The organism is Paraburkholderia sacchari (assembly GCF_000785435.2).
Taxonomy (GTDB): domain Bacteria; phylum Pseudomonadota; class Gammaproteobacteria; order Burkholderiales; family Burkholderiaceae; genus Paraburkholderia; species Paraburkholderia sacchari.
In genome coordinates this window covers 172,481-189,767 of record NZ_JTDB02000004.1, presented here as the reverse complement: position 1 = coordinate 189,767, position 17,287 = coordinate 172,481, and the positions used below count along the sequence as shown (strand labels likewise).

The window sequence follows — 17,287 nt, the reverse complement described above, 5'->3', positions numbered from 1 at the left end:
ACCGGAATTCGCCGATCGTGTCGTCGAAGGTTTGCCCCGCTCCCATGTAACCGGCCATCATTGATCCACGATAATCATGCGCCGAACCTCAAGATTGATGCAGGTCAGTTGCCTGCCGCAAGGCAGCCTGCTCTTTATCGCCTCGCATGCGTGGTGGCTCCCGATTCTGACTTGTGGTCAGGGTGCATGTTGACAATGAGTCGAGGCCGGTTCCTTGCGCTGGACGCGACGGATGAGCCGCCCAGCCCCTGCGTGTCGCCGATACGCGCCAGGATCGCGTCCTCCGCCAGAATTTGCTCCCGTTCAATCGCTGCATCAAGGAGGTCCCGTTCGCAGCGCAAAGCGGCGTGATGTGATGCAGGCAACGTCATCGTCAAGTTATCGATCATGGCCCGAAGGCGTCGGCCGATCTGGATGCTTCCGGCTCCCGCCATCCGGATTTCCCTGAAGCACATATGAACATAGTCTTCCCAATCAGGCGTGTAAAAGGCCACACGGGGTTGCCCGCTTTCGTCGTAGATTTCCCGGTTGGCCAGCGAGCGCTTTCCGACCATTCCAAGCAGCCTGTGCAATTGATCGATTGCCAGGACTGCTGTCGTCGGATCGTTGATGGCCGGTGAAAGCGCTTTCAGCGCGATATCCACTTCGATGCGGAACGCGAACATGGGATCCTGCTCCATCGTCCGTTCAGAGCCGAATGCGACGAGGTTTTCCAGCCGACGGCCGTCCAGCTTCCAGGAATTGCCATACAGATAGAAAAGCGGTTCATCGGTTGCAACGAAATCGCCCACCTGAACCGCGAATTCAATAAAACAATCCGCGCGCTGCGCCTCGCGCACAAGGCCCGGCAGATTGACGGCCAGCACGACGCCGGACCTGCCGTGCAGGCAATCGACGCGGTTCGCTGGCTCACGTCTCATTCGTGCACTGTCCACTTCCGCCGCCGCGGCATCGTCCGACAGGGCGGCGTCTCCCTGCTCAGACAACTTATCGGGGTACACATTGCGGATGACGGTGAATCCCAGCTCGGCGACACGGCCCACAAGACTCACCGGCCTCAGGAGTCGCGCCGAATAGTCGATCAGCAGAATGAACGCCACGAGCGATGCGAGCCCGATCGCGGTGGCAAGGGCGACCTGCAATTGCGGTATCAGCGTGCCCTGCCCGAGCTCGGTCATCGTCCTGTGGGTCCAGAGCATTGAGAAGACGAACAGCCCCACCACCCAGCGGATGACGTTGTTCCGGAGCAGGGTTGTCGCGATGATGCGCGGCGTGTATTGCCCCCCAGCGATCTGGATCGCGACGAGCAATGAGCTAAACGTAAATACGAGGCACGACAGGTTGAGCGTGAAGATGCGGTCGAGTATGGCGTGTGCCTCATCCGCGCTCACGGAGAGGAACCCGTTCTCAATGTCATAGCCATGCGTGTTGATGAGCCAGTCGCCGACGGCAACAGCGACTCGTTTGAGAATCATGGCGGACATCACCGCGAAGAGCGGTACGATCCACAGCGACGAGCGCACATGGCTGATCAGGCTGTATCGGCGATTCCAGGCCATTTCATCCCCCTTCGTCCAGGTACGGCCGCTATCTGGAACTAGACTCGCCCATGCCCGTTCGCCGATTGATGCATGTCAACGCCGCCGCGACCGCCTGAGCATGCGGAGATTTCGCGGCCGCTGATCGTTCCAACCATTCACGTATGAGGAATCCCCCCTTTTTCCAATGCATCGCAGACGCATAACCGGACTTGTCAATCGCTCGCACAGCATTGACATACGTCAAACGAACGCTGCGCTCGAGGCATAGCCTGTTGTTCGGCGATACATCGGAACCCCCAGCACCGCGACACGGAAGCGACCCATACTTGCCACAAACAACCGGGCGGCACGGGAAACGCGAAGTCGATGACTTGATGTCTTCTCAAAGGTGAACTCAATGAACGAGCCAACCATCTGGTTTACGGCGCCCGTACTCTCTCACGGAACCGAATTGTGGTTTTCCGCGTACGGGTTCGCGTGGGGGTACCGTGCATTTGCCATTCCGTATGAAGTCGTCTGCGAAACGCTGGGCGCAGCCGACAGCACCGACGAGCAGATCCGGCTCGCCTTTCAGCTTGGAAGACAGACGGTTCTGCGGGCAATCCGGCAGCATGACGACCAACCCTACGAGGGTGAGCGCATCCGTCTTTTGCTTGGGCACGTTCATTCAACGGCGATCACCCACAGCGACACAGCAGCCCTCGCGATGAGCGGCTGAAAGTGTTGCTGAAATGCCGCCGACCGATTGAAACAGACTGAAATATATGGAATGATATCGATTCTCATTTCCCAGCAGTATTCGGGACGTTTAAACCAGGACCAGCCAGCCTAGCGTCGTTTCCCCGTGCATCTTGGGGCGGCTCAGCCAGCCACCCCGCCCGCGCTGTTGTGCCCTCTGTTGCGCCGCCACTCGTGCGCAGCCGATCGCGCGGATTTTTCCTTGCACAGGGCCCCCATGTCGAACAGGACGCCGCTCGCGAGTGCGCTCGCGCTGGTCTTTGCCGTACCTTTTGCTTCTTCCGCGCTCGCCCAGAGCGCGCCGGTTGCCGCGCAGCGGAGCGAGGCGGCTTCGCAAACGCCGCCTGCGCCGGCCACTCCTGCCACTCCGGCAACGGACAACGCCACGCTGCCCGCCATCTCCATCTCTGCCCAGGCCCCGGGACAGAGCAATCAGGACTTCCAGGCAGAAACCTCGACCGTGGGGGCGAAAACGCCCACGGCGCTGCGCGACATCCCGCAAAGCGTCACGGTCATCAACAAGGCCGTAATGCAATCGCAAGGCGCCACCTCGTTCCAGGACGCCTTGCGCAACGCGCCGGGCATTACGATCGGCGGCGCGGAAGGCGGGCAGATCGGCAACAACATCAATCTGCGTGGCTTCACGGCGCAAAACGACATCTATCTGGACGGCTTTCGCGACCGCAACCAGTACTACCGCGATACCTTCAACCTCGATTCGATCGAGGTGCTGTACGGCCCCTCTTCGATGCTGTTCGGGCGCGGCTCGACAGGCGGCGTGATCAATCAGGTGACCAAGCACGCGACGCTCAAGCCGCTCACCGAAGTCTCGGCCACGCTCGGCACCGACGACCGCTATCGCACCACGCTCGACATAAACCGCCCGCTCGGCGACCATGCCGCGTTCCGCCTGAACGCGTTTGGCCAGTCGATGGGTTCGACGCGCGACGAGATGAAAAACAAGGATTACGGCTTCGCTCCCGAGTTGCGCTTTGGCATTGGCACGCCCACCGAGATCACGCTCTCGGCGCTCATTCAGCATAACTACGATATGCCCGATTACGGCGTCCAATCGATCAACGGGCATCCGTTCGCGCCGTCGAAGAGCACCTACTACGGCCTCACCGACGACCGCACGATCCAGGACGTTCAAACGGTGCAAGCGCGCATCGATCACACCTTCAACGAGCAGTTCAAGATCAGCAACCGGACACAGTTCTCGCACTCGCTCACCGACGCGCGCGAGACCGCCCCAGGCGCCGTGCTGACCGGCCCGCTCGCGACGAGCCCCGCGCTAAAGAACGGCAACTACACGACGCTGCCGCTTTCATCGCTGTACGTGAAGCTCGCGAGCCACGACCGCGTGATCGAGAACCACTCGATCTATAACGATACGATGGCGCAATACAAGTTCTCCACGGGCGCCGTGAAGCACGAGATGATTGCGGGCGTCGAAATCGGCCACGACAGCTATACGAACCAGGCGTATACACGCAATAACCTGCCGATAGTCTCGCTGCTCGACCCCGTCTACATTCCGACGCCCTCGAACGTCACGCAGACCGTGGGCAATCACGCGGAATCGGGCGCGACCTCACTGGCCGCGTACCTCAATGAAACCATGTCGATTGGCGAGCACTGGAAACTCATCGGCGGCGTACGCTGGGATCGTTTCCAGGCGCATATAACGAACAGCGTGAACGCGCCCGCCTACGCCGACCAGACCAACACCTTCACGAGCGTGCGCGCGGGCGCGATCTACCAGCCCACCGACTGGCAGTCGTATTACTTCTCGTATGGCACCTCGTTCAATCCGTCGCTCGAAGCGCTCACGGTCACGAACAACACGCAGAACCTCGCGCCCGAGAGCACGAAGTCGTATGAAGTGGGCGGCAAGTGGGATTTGCTGGGCGGCAATCTATCGGTAACGTCGGCGTTGTTCCAGCAGGAGAAAGACAACGCGCGCACGCAAACATCGAGCGGCGAATACCTGCTCGAAGGCGACATTCGCGTGCGCGGCTTCCAGGCGGGCGCGACGGGCCACATCACGAACAAGTGGCAAGTGTTCGCGGGCTACACGTATATGGACGGCGTGATCCTCAAGGCGCTCGACGGCACCCAGGGCCACACGCCGGCCAATACGCCGCGCAATACCTTCACGTTCTGGACCACCTATGCACTCACGCCGCACTGGGAAATCGGCGGCGGCCCGACCTATATGTCGTCGCGCTATGCGTCGAACACGAATTATGTGGAAACGGGCGGCTATACGCGCTGGGATGCGATGGCCGCGTATCACGCGAAAAAGTGGGACGTGCAGTTCAATCTGCTGAACATCACCAACAAGTTCTACTACGACGCACTCGTTCCCTCCGATGGCGGTCGTTCGGTGCCGGGCGTCGGCCGCACGTTCCTCGCCACGGCGAACTATCGTTTCTAATCCAGAAAGGAAGGGAGCAAGAGATGCTGATCCACGTCCCCAACGTATTGACGCCCGAGCAGGTGCGCGCGCTGCGCGAGCGGCTCGACCACGCGGGCGACGCATGGGTCGATGGCCGCGCCACGGCCGGATGGTCGGGCGCGCCCGTCAAGCACAACCGGCAGATTGCCGAGCACACGCCGCTCGCGCGCGAACTGGGCGACGTGGTGCTCGCGGCTATCGAGCGCAATCCGCTTTTTATCAGCGCGGCGCTGCCCAACCAGGTGTATCCGCCGCTATTCAATCGCTATGAAGGGGGCATGACGTTCGGCAGCCATGTCGACGGCGCAGTGCGCGTGCTGCCCAATGGCATGAAGCTGCGCACCGACGTTTCGGTCACGCTGTTTCTCTCGTCGCCCGACGAATACGAGGGCGGCGAACTCGTGGTGGAGGACACCTATGGCGTGCAGGAGGTGAAGCTGCCTGCCGGCGACATGATTGTTTATCCAGCCACGAGCCTGCACCAGGTCAGGCCGGTTACGCGCGGCGCGCGCGTTGCGAGCTTCTTCTGGGTGCAAAGCCTCGTGCGCGACGACACAAAACGCGCGCTGCTGTTCGATATGGACACCGCCATCCAGCGGTTGAACGCCAGCGATGCGGACGCCAGCGCGCGCCGTAGTCTCGTGGGCTGCTATCACAATCTTTTGCGGCTTTGGAGCGAGACGTAGTGCGTCGATGATCAGTGAAGAATCTTCCCATTCATGTATGCGCCGCCGTGCCATCAACGCACGGCTTTGCGAAATCTCCGCTCGATACGTGACTGCACCAGTTCGAGCACGAGCGACATCACCCAATAGACAAGCGCGGCGCTGACCAGCATCTCCATGTGCCGGAATTCCTTCTGGCCTTCCGTGGTGGCGACATAGGTCAGTTCCCACACGCCCACGACCGAGACCAGCGAGCTGTCCTTGAGCATGGCGATGAACTGGTTGCCGGTGGGCGGGATGATCACGCGCATCGCTTGCGGCAGAATGATCAGCCGCATCATCTGATAAGGCGTGAAGCCGAGCGCGCGCGCCGCATTCCATTGGCCGTGCGGAATGCTCTGAATGCCCGCGCGGAAGATTTCCGTCATGTAGGCGCCATAGCACAGCGAGAGCGCCGTTACGCCAGCGGGAATGGGATCGACGACATAACCCAACTGGGGCAGGCCGAGATACAGAATGAAAATCTGCATGAGCAGCGGCAGGCCGCGAAACAGCGACGTATAAAACGTGGCAATGCCCACCGCGATACCGTTGGATGAAAGCTTGGCGAGCGCGCCAATCAGCGCGAGCATGAAGGCAATCGCGATGGAGATGGCCGAGACCAGCAGCGTGGTCGTCGCGCCCTGCATGATCAGATAGCCGATCTTGCGGTGAATGAATTCGAGGCTCAGGTCGAACGTCGAAAGAAACGCGACGAGCAGCACCAACAACTCGCACCAGACGATGCCGATCTGCGCACGCGACGGCAAGCGCGTGAGCAAATAGCCATTCGCCACAAGCGCGACGGCGACGCCGGCGAACACCAGCGCCTTATGGAACCCGCCCGGCATCGCGCCGAGCTTTGTGAGCCATGGCAGGTTCAAAGCCGGCAGCCATTGCGGCGCGCCCTGCGCAAGCATCATGAAAGCCGCCACGGCAACGATCACCGCCGACAATGCGGTCGCCCACCAGCCCCTCTGGGCGTCCTGTGCTTGCTCGACAAACATGTTCTCCCTCCGTGAAGCAGGTCGTGGTTTGCTCACCTGGCACTCAAGCGGCGCGCTCGCGCATGAAGTCCATCATCTGGTAGCTCCAGTACGTGAGCTGCGCGACCGCGAGCCCGACATAGCTGCCGTTCCAGGGCAGCCCGAGCGCCGCGAACGACTGATATCGATTCGATGTGCCCGTAATGCCTTCGGCAATCACGCGGCCGCCGATGGCTGTCGTGTTCATGCCGTGGCCGCCGAATCCCATGCAATACCAGATGCCGTCTTCGAGACGGCCGATCAGCGGCATCAGGTGCCGCGCATAAGCCATCTTCCCGGACCATGCAACCTGAACCGCGAGGTCTTTCAGTTGCGGGTAGGTGTCCACCATGCGATTGCGCAGGGCGTCGGCAAGCCGGTGCGGATCGGAGCGACGTGTCGTGATCATGCCGCCCCAGAGCACACGCTCGCCATCGTCGACGAGACGGTAATAGTCGCTCGAGCGGCGACTGTCGCCAATCGAGGCGCGCGTTCGAATGGCCGAAGCAATCGCGCTTTTAGCCGGCTCCGTGAGCATCATGTAAGTCGAGATCGGCAGATAGCTGCGCGCGAGTCTCGGCACCAGGCTACCCGTGTAGCCACCGCACGTGAGCACCACGTCGCGCGCCGTCACGCTGCCGCGCGCCGTCGTTACCCGCTTGCTTGCGCCTTGATCCTTGATCGACACAACTTCCGAATGCTCGAAGACTCGGCCGCCCAGACGCTCGACTTCGCTCACAAGAGCGCGCGCATAATTCAACGGATGGAAATGAAAGGCGTTTTCGTCGAGCAAGCCCTGGCGGTACTTGTCCGAAACCACCCGCTGCCTGACCTCCGAAGTCGAAAGATAATTGACCTCGTAGCCAAACTCGCGCGACAGCCATTGCTGATGCGCCGTCATTTCGCTGGCATTCTCGTGACGGGACAAGCGCAGCACGCCGCTCACCGGCCCCGCTTCATCAATATCGAGCCGGCGAATGTTTTCACGAACGATATCGACGCCCTCTATCGACATCCGGTAAAGCGCTTTCGCCTCGTCCATGCCGACGTGTTGCGCGATATTGCTCACGCCCGTCGAATAGCCCGGGCTCACGACGCCGCCGTTGCGCCCCGAAGCGCCCCACGACACGCGCTTCGCTTCCAGCAAGGCAACGGTGCGGCCCCGGCCCAGCAATTCGAGCGCGGCCGTGATTCCCGCCATGCCCGCCCCCACAATGCAAACATCCACGTTGATGTCCGTATCGATGGGCGCTCTCGCGTTATCGTTGCGGAGGGTGCGCGAATAATAGCTATCCACGTAGTCCGCAAGCGTTGATTTCCCGGCGTTTTGCATGTCGCGGCGTTTGGGTTTAAATGAGTCGAATTAAGTTGGGTTGGGTACAGATGAGCAGACGCCGCATTTGCCCGGGCAAATGCGGCATGCAAAATCAGGAATTACTTGGTGTAGTCCTTGCCGAACCACTGCTCGCTGAGCTTCGTCAGCGTGCCGTCCTGCTTCATCTGCGCCACGGCGCCGCCCACCGCTTTGTCCCAATCTGGGTCGCCCTTGTCGGTCACGACCGCAAGCGGCTCGCGAAACGCGTAATCGCCCGGCAAGATCTTGATCGGATAGCCGTTCTTGATGGCCTCACGCGCCGTTTGCTCGGGCGTGATGATCGCGTCGAGCCGCTTGCCGTCGCCCAGGCGCAGGTCCTCGTAGGGCAGCAGCGTCGAGCCGTAGGTCTTCACCTGCTTCGGATCGCCCGCGAGGTACTTGAACTCGGGCACATCGGGGCCGCCGATGTTCAGATGCTTATTGATGTAGTCCTCCGACGTCGTGCCGCCCTCGACGCCGATAACCTTGCCGCCCAGGTCGCTACGCGAAGCGATTTTGGAATCCTTATAAACGGCAAAAACATAGGGGCTGTAGTAATACACGGCCGGGAAATCGAGGAGCTTCTCGCGCTCCTTCGTCGGCGTGACGGACAGAACGCAAAGGTCCCATCTGCCGTGCCAATGACCTCCGGTCATCAAGCTGAACTGCGGCGTCTCGAACTGGACCTTAACGCCGAGCCGCCGGCCAATCTCCTTCGCAACGTCGACATCGAAACCCTCGAATTCGTGCTTGTCGTTCAGATAGGCCTGCGGAGGCCATTTCGCGCTCGTGACGACGACGACGGTACCGCGCGACTTGACGCGGTCCATGGTTTCGCCAGCAAAAGCCGCACCGGCCACGCACGCCATGGCCGCCACGCAGATCGCATGTTTGACAAGCTTGCCCATTCTCATTGACTGTCTCCTGTGTTCCGAACCGGTTGACTGTATTTATTCTGGGTTTGCTGCTCCGCTGAAAATCTACCCCTCGCCGATTGGGCACGCTATTGAGAAAAAGTCACTACTTAGTTAAATAAACTCATCAACGTAGCCGCGCTCGCTGAACGAAACGAAGCGCGCCGCTCTCGGCCGGCGCACGAATGCTGATCGAGGCATTGCACGACGGCCCCGGCGGCGAAGGCTAGCGCGTTTGCATACGTGCAGCGAGCGCCTGCAACCCATCGCGATAAATGCCTTCGAACAGGCGCGAAGCTTCCTCGTCGCTCACGCCGCTGGGCGTGAACTCGCCCGACCAGTCGACCTGCGCTGCATGGCCGCCGTCGATCTCGCGCACCTGCAACGTCGAGCGGTATTCCGTGACGGGAAACGGCGCTTCGAGAATCGAATAGGTGTAGCTGCGCGCGCGGTTATCGAACGCTTCCAGCCGTTCGACGATGGTCTCGCCATCCGGATTGGCGAGGTGCCGCACGCGGCCGCCCTCGCTCAATTCGCTGGACGGGATGTAGGGTAGCCAGTCCGGCAGCGAGTTGAAGCCACCGATCAGTTGCCACACGGAATCGGCCGAATCAGGAATCCTGATGGATGCGCTTGCTTGTGCCATGTCGTTCTCCTTCAGGCGTTGTCGCGGTTATCGATCGGCAGCGGCGCATTCGCGGCCACCAGCCCCTGCTCGCGCAGATCGCGCCAGAAACCGGCAGGAATCGCTTCCTTCACAGCGGCGTGGTCTTCCGCGATGCGTTGCGGCTTGCTCGCGCCCGGGATCACCGCGGCAACGGCGGGGTTCGCCAGCGAGAACTGCAATGCGGCAGCCTTCACGCTCACGTTGTGGCGCGCGGCAACGGCCTTGATGCGCTCGACTCTCGCGAGAATCTCCGGCGAAGCCTTCTGGTACTCGAAATTCTGGCCGCCTGCGAGCACGCCCGAGCTATACGGACCGCCAACCACGATCTCCGCACCGTGCGCTAGCGTGCAAGGCATCACGCGCTGCAAGGCGCGTTCGTGATCGAGCAGCGTGTAGCGGCCCGCCAGCAGGAAACCGTCCGCCTTCGTTTCGCTGAGGTCGAGCAGCAGCTCGACCGGTTCGACGCGGTTGACGCCAAGACCCCACGCCTTGATCACGCCTTCATCGCGCAAACGGCTCAGCGCGCGGAACGCACCCTTGCGCGCCGTTTCGAACACCGAGAGCCATTCGTCGCCGTAGAAGTCCTGAGCAACATCATGCACCCAGACGATGTCGATGCGGTCGGTCTTCAGGCGCTTGAGGCTGTCCTCGACCGAGCGCAGCGTGGCATCGGCGGAGTAGTCGTTGACGATCTTGTTAGGACGGCCAAATGCGAACACGCCGCCTTTCTCGCCCAGATCGCGTGCGCTCACGTCCTCGATTTCGTCGAGAATCACGCGGCCCACTTTCGTGCTCAGCACGTAGTCGTCACGCTTGTAGCCCGCGAGTGCATCGCCCAGACGGATTTCCGAGAGACCCGCGCCGTACAGCGGGGCCGTATCGAAGTAACGCACGCCCTGGTCCCAGGCGGCCTTTACGGTCGCCAGCGCTTCGTCTTCGGGGATGTTGCGGAACATGTTGCCCAGCGGCGCCGCACCAAAGCCCAGCTGCGTGCCAGCGGGCAATTTGTCTTTGATACTCATCGACTTGCTCCTTTGTACTCACGCGAAGCGCCTGGAGTCGCTCGCGCGGCGGCTCGGGCGCGGCGACGAAGGGGGCCTGTGCATCGGCTATCTGGAGAACGCCATGCACTCGGGCGTGCTGCCCAATGCGCTGCGGCGGCTGCGCGAGGACAAGTCCGACGTGCACATCGCGCTCTACAACTATCGCTCGGCGGAACAGCTTACGGGCCTGCGCCAGCGCAGCCTCGACATCGCGCTCGTGTGCGACCCGCCGCCGGCCGACGACCCCGATCTGGAAGCCGCGCAAGTGCTCGACGACCCCATGTTGCTTGCGATTCCGGAGGGCCATCCGCTCGCGGTGGCAAAGCACCTGACGCCCGAGGACCTCGCGGCGCAGAAGTGGATTGGCGTGATGCACGAGGAAGGCGCGCTGCGCCACGACAACTTCATTGCGGCCTGCGCGAAGGCCGGCTTCACCCCCGACATCGCGATGGAGGCCACGGAGCCGCTCGCGGCGCTCGGCCTCGTCGCCGCTGGCCTCGGGCTCACGATGATCCAGCAGAGCCTGCGCCACCAGGCGCCGGCGGGCGTGGTGCTGCGCGAGCTGGCGTGGTTCAGCTACCGCACCGCGCTGTGGGCCGCGTGGCACAAGGTCAATCTGCGGCCACTGGTGGGCAACTTCCGCGCGACGCTGCTGCATTCGAGCAGCGAGATGGCGGGGGCGAGTGCCGTCTAACCTCGCGCGCTCAGAACGAATGCCGCATGCCGATACGCACGTCGGCCTGGGTCGTCGTGGTCGACGGCGTGAAGCTATAGCCGAATAGATAAAGCGCCCCGAGCGAACCCTGATGCCAGTGATGCCCTTCGAAGTTCGTGTACTGGGAAGCAGCGCGCAGTTCATTGCAGAACTGCGCGCCCTTCATTTCAATACCGATAACGCCGCCTGCGCCGTGGTATTCAGTGAATACCGAGTTGCGCCTGCACCGCCTGCAATCCATCCGCACCGCTCGTGGTCGTCACACCCTTTAGCCATGCATTTAACAAACCCGGATTGCCCTTCAACGCATTGCGCGCTGCGGCATTCACATCGACCTTGTTTTGCAGCACGTCCGCAATGATCTGATTTTCCAGATCGACATTGAACGTCATTTGCTGGAAAAGCCGCGCAAGGTTCCCGCACTGGCCGGCAAAGCCCGCCCGTGTCACCGTATTCACTGTCGCGCCGCCATAGTTCGGGCCGAAAAACGCGTCGCCGCCCGATAAATAGGTCAAGTGGAATTTCGTGTTCATCAAATGCGGCTCCCACGCGAGGAATACGATCCACCGTCTGTCGCGCACGGCGCGCTCCACTTGCGTAAGCATGGCTGTTTCACTCGATTCGACGATCTTCCAGTCGCCCAGCCCGAATGCCTTTTCCGCAATCATCTTCTTGATGTTCTGATTGGCGGGCGCGCCCGGTTCGATACCGTAGATCTTCCCGTCGAACTGGTCCGCATGCTTGACGAGATCCGCAAACGAGTGCACGCCCGCCGCCGCCACATAGTCCGGTACGGCCAGCGTGAATTTCGCATTGGTCAGGTTCGCGTGCAGTACGTCGATTGAACGTTCGTCCACGAACGGTTTCACGAGAGGGCCTTGCGCAGGCATCCAGTTGCCGAGGAATACGTCGATTTGCCCTTTTTTCATGCCCTGATAGGTGATCGGCACCGAAAGATTCGACACGTTTTGCTGATAGCCGAGCGCTTTCAGCAATACGCCCGCCACGGCATTGGTCGCGTCGATATCCGACCACCCGGGATCGGCCATGCGGACCTGCGTGCAGCTTTGCGGTTCGGCAGCATGCAACGGCCCCGTCAAGGCCGCGCCAAACATGGCGACCGTCATCACCGCTTTCGCAAGCGAACTTCTCCAGCGTTTGTTCATCGTGGACTCCCGTATTGATGCGATTCAGCGCGCAACGCGTGGATAGCGCGCCATGGCCTCCAGCGTGTCGAGTTCGATGTGATTGCGCATATAGCGCTGGCTAGCGTCATTGAACGGTTGCCAGTCCCACGAGCGGATCACACCCTGCGTCGTCGCTTCGAAATGAAAGCGTCTGCGGCGCTGGCTCGCAAGCACCGCCTGATGCAATGCAGGGATATCCCAGCGCCGCGCGACTTCCCTGCGAAACGCATCCACGAGGTTCGCGGCTTGCGGATCCGGCGCGAGGTTCACGCATTCGTCGGGATCGTTCGCGAGGTCATAGAGCTGATCGGGATCGACGGGCGTATGGATGAATTTGTACGTGCCGCGGCGAATCATCACCATCGGCGCAACTGCGCCCTCCGCAAAGTACTCGACGATCGCTTCGTCGTGGCCGCCGTCGCCCTGGAGGTGCGGCAACAGGCTGCGTCCATCGACCGGGTCGGGCCATTGCGCGCGGCGCGCGCCTGTCGCCATCTCGACCAGCGTCGGCAGCAGATCGACGTGCGAGACCGCCGCCGCCACCCGCCGCGCACCGTAGTGCCTCGGCGCATGCACGATCAGCGGCACGCGCACGCCGCCTTCGAGGCAAGTCATCTTGTACCAGAGCCCGCGTTCACCGAGCATTTCGCCGTGATCCGACGTGACGATCACGATCGTATCGTCGCCAAGACCGGTCGCCTTCAGCGTATCGAGTATTGCGCCGAACTGGGCGTCGACATACGACAGTGCTCCGTAATACGCGTGCCGCGCGTTGCGAATCTGCTGCTCGGTCGGCGGCGTCAGGTCCGCCTCGTAGAGATCGCGCAGGCGTCTAGAATGGGGATCGCTCTCGTCGCGCGTCAGCGCGATGCGCGGCATGTCGATGTCCTCATCGCGGTACAGATCCCAGTACTGCCGGGTAATCGCATACGGGTCGTGCGGATGCGTGAGCGACACGACCATGCAGAACGGACGCTCGTCCCTTTGCGCAGCACGCTCGCGCGCGATGTCATAGAGCTTCTGACTCGCGGTGTACGTGACCTCATCGTCGAAATCGAGCTGGTTCGTGCGCACGCATGGGCCTGCATCCAACACCGAACTCATGTTGTGATACCAGCTCGGACGCACATCGGGGCGGTCCCAGTCGGGCACCCAGCCGAAATCAGCAGGATAGATGTCGGTCGTGAGCCGCTCTTCGAAACCGTGCAATTGATCGGGGCCGCAAAAGTGCATCTTTCCCGAAAGAATCGTCCGGTAACCCGCCGCGCGCAGATAGTGCGCGAACGTTAGCGTTTGTGCAGGCAATTCGGCGGCGTTATCGTATGCATCGGTGGCGGCCGGCAGTTTGCCGGTCATCATCGAAATGCGGGCCGGCGCGCACAGCGGGCTCGCGCAGTACGCGGAATCGAACACGACGCCTTCTTTCGCAAGCGCATCGATGCGCGGCGTCAGCGAAACCTGATTGCCATACGCGCGCAGTGCAAACGGCGTCATCTGGTCGGCCATCAGGACAAGGATATTCTGCTTTGTGACAGGGCTCATTGGCGGGGCGGATTAGAATCGTACGGTTATGTGTCGTTACGCGGCGATGAAGGCATCGCTGTGACTCGCCGCATGGACTTCACTATTGCCGCCGACTCGACCTTTGTGAAGGCGGCGTACGCTTATCGGCCCATAAGGGGATGTTATGTCCGGTCCAGACCGTCTTCCGCCCATGCAGACGCTGTCGGCTTTCGAATCGGCCGCGCGCCTCGCGAGCTTCACGGCCGCCGCGCGCGAGCTCGGCTCGACCCAGCCTGCGGTCAGCCAGCGCATCGTGCAACTGGAGGAAGACCTCGGCGCGCCGCTGTTCGAGCGCGGCCATCGTGGCGTGACGCTCACGGCCGAAGGCGCGCTGCTTTACGAAGCCGTGCGCAGCGGTCTGGACACGATTCGCGAGGCGACCACCTGCATTCGTGCGCGCCGCGCGACGGGCGCATTGACGATCCTCACCGACGCGGGCTTTGCCACCTATTGGCTGATGCCGCGCCTCGCGCGCCTGAAAGCATCGATGCCGGGTGTCAACGTAAAGATCGTCACGTCGCAGCTTGGCTACGATCCTCACCGCGATCACGCCGACATCGCGATTGCATTCGGCGACGGCCACTGGCCGCCCTGCACCTCGACGCGGCTCTTCGCCGAAGCCGTCACGCCGGTCTGCTCACCTGCGTTTCGCGACGCGCACCGCGCCGTGAGCCACGCCGCCGATCTCGCCGCGTTGCCGCTGCTGCACGTGCAACCGACCCAGCCCGAGCGCTGGCTCGCGTGGGACACCTGGTTTGCCGCCCATGGCCTTGCCGCGCCGGAAGAAAGCCAGGGCCTCATGTTCAACAGTTATTCGCTTGTCGTGCAGGCCGCGTTGATGGGCCAGGGCGTCGCGCTGGGCTGGACGCCGCTGACCGACGAACTGATCGCATCCGGGCTTTTGGTACGGCTGCTCGACACACCGGTGACGAGCGAGCGCGGCTATTACCTCGTTTGTCCGCCCGCGCGTCCCGCACCCGCCGCGGTGCCGCTTTTCCGGCGATGGCTGTTCAATGAACTGAGCGACGTCGGCACGCGCGAGCACACCTGATGTTCGGCACGATGGTTGCGCGCGCAATAAACTCACGATGAATCAGAGCTGTTGCGCCCCCGCCCCAGAACTCCCCGGACTCCTGTCCCGCCGGGGACTCATGCCAAACCTCGCGCGATAGGTCCGTGAAAAATGCGACGGCGATTCGAACCCGCACGCCACGCATATCGCCGTAATCGACATATCGGTCTGGCGCAAAAGCTCCCGTGCACGATCGAGCCGCAATTGCAGATAGAAATGCGTCGGGGTGTCCTTGAGCAGCGAACAAAAGAGCCGCTCGAGCTGCCGGCGCGTGACGCCAATGGCCTGCGCGAGATCGGCCGGCGCAAGCGGCTCTTCCATGTTCTGCTCCATCACGCCAATCACCTGGATCAGCCTAGGATTGTGCACGCCATAGCGCGCGGCGATTTCCATACGCTGATGATCGGAGCGCTGCCGGATGCGGCTCAGCACGAACTGTTCGGAGATCGCCGAGGCAAGCGCCGCCCCGTGGCTAAGCGCGATCAGGTCGAGCATCATGTCGATAGAAGCCGTGCCGCCCGCGCACGTAATGCGCCCTTCGCCGATTTCGAATAGATCTCCGCTCGCCTCCACGGACGGGTAACGCTCGCGAAACGCAGACAGCGCTTCCCAATGCAAGGTCACGCTATCCGTTGGCCGAAGCAGTCCCGCTTCGGCCAGGATGAATGCGCCCGTATCGATGCCGCCAAGCGTGACGTTCGCGCGGTCGAGGCGCTTGAGCCAGTCGCCGAGCGCGCGGCTGTAGCATGCAAGCGGTTCGAAACCTGCGACCACAAACACGGTCTGCACGTCATCGGCGTCGGCGAACGCCGCTTCGGCGTTCAGCGAAATGCCATTGCTCGCGGCCACGGGCGCGCCGTCGACGCTCAAGATGTGCCAGCGGTACAGGTTCTCGCGAAAGCGGTTCGCGACACGCAACGGCTCGATGGCCGACATGAAGCCAAGGGCCGAAAAGCCCGGCAGCAACAGGAATGAGATGTCTTGGGGCATCACTCGATGCTCGGGAGGTCACGTGAAGCGGATGCGTCGAATCTAGCGAGCGTAGCAAGCGCCATGCGAGGCGGCAAGCGACGCAAAAAAACCGGCTCGATTGCGCAGTGCACAAGCCGCGCCCGTCGAACGCCGCTCGTCGCGCACTGTGGTTTTCCCTCATGGTCGCTCGCAAGCAAGAACGGGTCGCTGGCGGTCGATTTGAACGCAATATGGGCCTGTACCTTTATCGCACACCGGATCGGTTCAAGTCGTCTGAATCGCCGCCCGCCATGCAGGCTCGCCCTATAACGCGTCAAGGGGATCGTCATGAAGTTACGCTTCAAAGCCATTACCGCAGGTCTCGCCGGGCTTATCGCGGCCATGTCATTGCCCGCCTTCGCACAGGATCCGGCGAGCTGCCGCGCCGTCCATTTCGCGGACATCGGCTGGACCGATATCACGTCGACCACGGCGCTCGCGTCGACCGTGTTCGAAGGGCTCGGCTATCAGCCCGTGACGACGGTCGCCTCCGTGCCGATTTCGTTCGCGGGATTGAAGAGCAAGCAGCTCGACGTATCGCTCGGTTACTGGTGGCCCGTGCAGGAAAAAGCGATTGCGCCGTTCGTCGAGTCCAAATCGATCAACGTCTTGCAGCCGCCCAACCTTACCGGCGCGAAAGCCACGTTTGCGGTGCCGACCTATGAATACGATGCGGGCCTGACGACTTTCGCCGATATCGCCAAGCATCGCGCCGAACTCGACGGAAAGATCTACGGCATCGAGCCGGGCAGCAGCGCGAATGCCGCGATCCAGAAGATGATCGCGACCAACCAGTTCGGTCTGGGCGGATTCAAGCTGGTCGAATCGAGCGAGGCGGGCATGCTCGTGACCGTCGAGCGCGCGGTGCGCGAGAAGAAATGGGTGGTCTTTCTCGGATGGCAGCCGCATCCGATGAACATTCAGCTCGACATGAAATATCTGACCGGCAGCGAAAACGTATTCGGTCCCAACGACGGCGAAGCGCGCGTCTATACGCTGACATCGCCCGATTTTCTGACGCGCTGCCCGAACGCCGGAAAACTCGTCAGCAATCTGCGCTTTACGACGCAAATCGAAAACGTGGTCATGCAGTCGGTGATGAAGAAAGAGAAGCCCGCCGACGCCGCCAAGGCCTGGCTGAAACAGAATCCGCAAGTTCTCGATACATGGCTGGCAGGTGTCAAGACCTATGACGGCAAGGACGGCTTGCCCGCTGTGAAAGCGTATCTCGGTCTTTGATCCCGTATCTCCAGCAGCACTGCGTACTTTCCATTGCAACGTCTAACAGGAAT

Annotated in this window: 16 protein-coding genes; 6 read left to right on the top strand and 10 right to left on the bottom strand. The window is 61.8% G+C overall.

The annotated features are described in order from the left end of the window. Positions 1 to 134: 134 nt before the first annotated feature. The gene (locus NH14_RS16405) at positions 135 to 1,559 is read right to left on the bottom strand and encodes a DUF2254 domain-containing protein (RefSeq protein ID WP_084225334.1); all 1,425 of its coding nucleotides are present in this window, start codon (positions 1,557 to 1,559) and stop codon (positions 135 to 137) included. Positions 1,560 to 1,938: 379 nt separating this feature from the next. Between NH14_RS16405 and NH14_RS16400 the strand changes: the two genes are divergently transcribed. The 3 genes from NH14_RS16400 to NH14_RS16390 all read left to right on the top strand — a co-directional run bounded on the left by NH14_RS16400 (position 1,939) and on the right by NH14_RS16390 (position 5,426). Next, complete coding sequence (locus NH14_RS16400; protein WP_176329278.1) at positions 1,939 to 2,259, top strand: hypothetical protein; 321 nt, start codon at positions 1,939 to 1,941, stop codon at positions 2,257 to 2,259. A gap of 237 nt (positions 2,260 to 2,496) precedes the next feature. Beyond that, on the top strand, positions 2,497 to 4,719 hold the full coding sequence (locus tag NH14_RS16395; RefSeq protein ID WP_035525524.1) for a TonB-dependent receptor: 2,223 nt from the start codon (positions 2,497 to 2,499) through the stop codon (positions 4,717 to 4,719). 23 nt (positions 4,720 to 4,742) lie between these two features. Continuing rightward, on the top strand, positions 4,743 to 5,426 hold the full coding sequence (locus NH14_RS16390) for a Fe2+-dependent dioxygenase (protein WP_035525526.1): 684 nt from the start codon (positions 4,743 to 4,745) through the stop codon (positions 5,424 to 5,426). A gap of 53 nt (positions 5,427 to 5,479) precedes the next feature. Here NH14_RS16390 and NH14_RS16385 read toward each other — a convergent pair whose 3' ends face one another. The 5 genes from NH14_RS16385 to NH14_RS16365 form a co-directional block, all read right to left on the bottom strand. Continuing rightward, entirely contained in the window at positions 5,480 to 6,451 is a 972-nt protein-coding gene (locus NH14_RS16385; RefSeq protein WP_035525533.1) for an amino acid ABC transporter permease, read from the bottom strand. A gap of 43 nt (positions 6,452 to 6,494) precedes the next feature. Beyond that, complete coding sequence (locus tag NH14_RS16380; RefSeq protein WP_035525534.1) at positions 6,495 to 7,802, bottom strand: NAD(P)/FAD-dependent oxidoreductase; 1,308 nt, start codon at positions 7,800 to 7,802, stop codon at positions 6,495 to 6,497. Positions 7,803 to 7,903: 101 nt separating this feature from the next. Then, entirely contained in the window at positions 7,904 to 8,737 is an 834-nt protein-coding gene (locus NH14_RS16375) for a transporter substrate-binding domain-containing protein (protein WP_202031680.1), read from the bottom strand. A gap of 226 nt (positions 8,738 to 8,963) precedes the next feature. After that, complete coding sequence (locus tag NH14_RS16370; protein ID WP_035525538.1) at positions 8,964 to 9,383, bottom strand: SRPBCC family protein; 420 nt, start codon at positions 9,381 to 9,383, stop codon at positions 8,964 to 8,966. An 11-nt stretch (positions 9,384 to 9,394) separates the two neighbouring features. Next, entirely contained in the window at positions 9,395 to 10,426 is a 1,032-nt protein-coding gene (locus NH14_RS16365; RefSeq protein WP_035525544.1) for an aldo/keto reductase, read from the bottom strand. Positions 10,427 to 10,430: 4 nt separating this feature from the next. Between NH14_RS16365 and NH14_RS16360 the strand changes: the two genes are divergently transcribed. Continuing rightward, a complete protein-coding gene (locus NH14_RS16360) occupies positions 10,431 to 11,141 on the top strand; it encodes a LysR family substrate-binding domain-containing protein (RefSeq protein ID WP_407947148.1) in 711 nt (236 codons plus the stop codon). Positions 11,142 to 11,151: 10 nt separating this feature from the next. Here NH14_RS16360 and NH14_RS16355 read toward each other — a convergent pair whose 3' ends face one another. From NH14_RS16355 to betC, 3 genes are all read right to left on the bottom strand, one after another. Further along, entirely contained in the window at positions 11,152 to 11,328 is a 177-nt protein-coding gene (locus NH14_RS16355; RefSeq protein ID WP_407947163.1) for a hypothetical protein, read from the bottom strand. 34 nt (positions 11,329 to 11,362) lie between these two features. Then, positions 11,363 to 12,289: a choline ABC transporter substrate-binding protein gene (locus NH14_RS16350; RefSeq protein ID WP_237179673.1), complete on the bottom strand. Its 927-nt coding sequence runs from the start codon at positions 12,287 to 12,289 to the stop codon at positions 11,363 to 11,365. A gap of 63 nt (positions 12,290 to 12,352) precedes the next feature. Continuing rightward, complete coding sequence (gene betC, locus NH14_RS16345; protein ID WP_035525549.1) at positions 12,353 to 13,891, bottom strand: choline-sulfatase; 1,539 nt, start codon at positions 13,889 to 13,891, stop codon at positions 12,353 to 12,355. Between the two features lie 145 nt (positions 13,892 to 14,036). Between betC and NH14_RS16340 the strand changes: the two genes are divergently transcribed. Next, entirely contained in the window at positions 14,037 to 14,963 is a 927-nt protein-coding gene (locus NH14_RS16340; RefSeq protein ID WP_035525556.1) for a choline sulfate utilization transcriptional regulator, read from the top strand. 42 nt (positions 14,964 to 15,005) lie between these two features. Here the strand turns inward: NH14_RS16340 and NH14_RS16335 are convergent, their stop codons facing one another. Next, complete coding sequence (locus NH14_RS16335) at positions 15,006 to 15,974, bottom strand: GlxA family transcriptional regulator (protein WP_035525558.1); 969 nt, start codon at positions 15,972 to 15,974, stop codon at positions 15,006 to 15,008. Between the two features lie 309 nt (positions 15,975 to 16,283). Here NH14_RS16335 and NH14_RS16330 point away from each other — a divergent pair, with 309 nt between their 5' ends. Beyond that, on the top strand, positions 16,284 to 17,234 hold the full coding sequence (locus NH14_RS16330) for a choline ABC transporter substrate-binding protein (protein ID WP_035525560.1): 951 nt from the start codon (positions 16,284 to 16,286) through the stop codon (positions 17,232 to 17,234). Positions 17,235 to 17,287 lie beyond the last annotated feature (53 nt).

Excerpts from the sequence above, each read along its gene's own strand:
- NH14_RS16405 (WP_084225334.1), bottom strand. The coding sequence starts at position 1,559 with ATGGCCTGGAATCGCCGATACAGCCTGATCAGCCATGTGCGCTCGTCG.
- NH14_RS16400 (WP_176329278.1), top strand. The coding sequence starts at position 1,939 with ATGAACGAGCCAACCATCTGGTTTACGGCGCCCGTACTCTCTCACGGA.
- NH14_RS16395 (WP_035525524.1), top strand. The coding sequence starts at position 2,497 with ATGTCGAACAGGACGCCGCTCGCGAGTGCGCTCGCGCTGGTCTTTGCC.
- NH14_RS16390 (WP_035525526.1), top strand. The coding sequence starts at position 4,743 with ATGCTGATCCACGTCCCCAACGTATTGACGCCCGAGCAGGTGCGCGCG.
- NH14_RS16385 (WP_035525533.1), bottom strand. The coding sequence starts at position 6,451 with ATGTTTGTCGAGCAAGCACAGGACGCCCAGAGGGGCTGGTGGGCGACC.
- NH14_RS16380 (WP_035525534.1), bottom strand. The coding sequence starts at position 7,802 with ATGCAAAACGCCGGGAAATCAACGCTTGCGGACTACGTGGATAGCTAT.
- NH14_RS16375 (WP_202031680.1), bottom strand. The coding sequence starts at position 8,737 with ATGAGAATGGGCAAGCTTGTCAAACATGCGATCTGCGTGGCGGCCATG.
- NH14_RS16370 (WP_035525538.1), bottom strand. The coding sequence starts at position 9,383 with ATGGCACAAGCAAGCGCATCCATCAGGATTCCTGATTCGGCCGATTCC.
- NH14_RS16365 (WP_035525544.1), bottom strand. The coding sequence starts at position 10,426 with ATGAGTATCAAAGACAAATTGCCCGCTGGCACGCAGCTGGGCTTTGGT.
- NH14_RS16355 (WP_407947163.1), bottom strand. The coding sequence starts at position 11,328 with ATGAAGGGCGCGCAGTTCTGCAATGAACTGCGCGCTGCTTCCCAGTAC.
- NH14_RS16350 (WP_237179673.1), bottom strand. The coding sequence starts at position 12,289 with ATGACGGTCGCCATGTTTGGCGCGGCCTTGACGGGGCCGTTGCATGCT.
- betC (WP_035525549.1), bottom strand. The coding sequence starts at position 13,891 with ATGAGCCCTGTCACAAAGCAGAATATCCTTGTCCTGATGGCCGACCAG.
- NH14_RS16340 (WP_035525556.1), top strand. The coding sequence starts at position 14,037 with ATGTCCGGTCCAGACCGTCTTCCGCCCATGCAGACGCTGTCGGCTTTC.
- NH14_RS16335 (WP_035525558.1), bottom strand. The coding sequence starts at position 15,974 with ATGCCCCAAGACATCTCATTCCTGTTGCTGCCGGGCTTTTCGGCCCTT.
- NH14_RS16330 (WP_035525560.1), top strand. The coding sequence starts at position 16,284 with ATGAAGTTACGCTTCAAAGCCATTACCGCAGGTCTCGCCGGGCTTATC.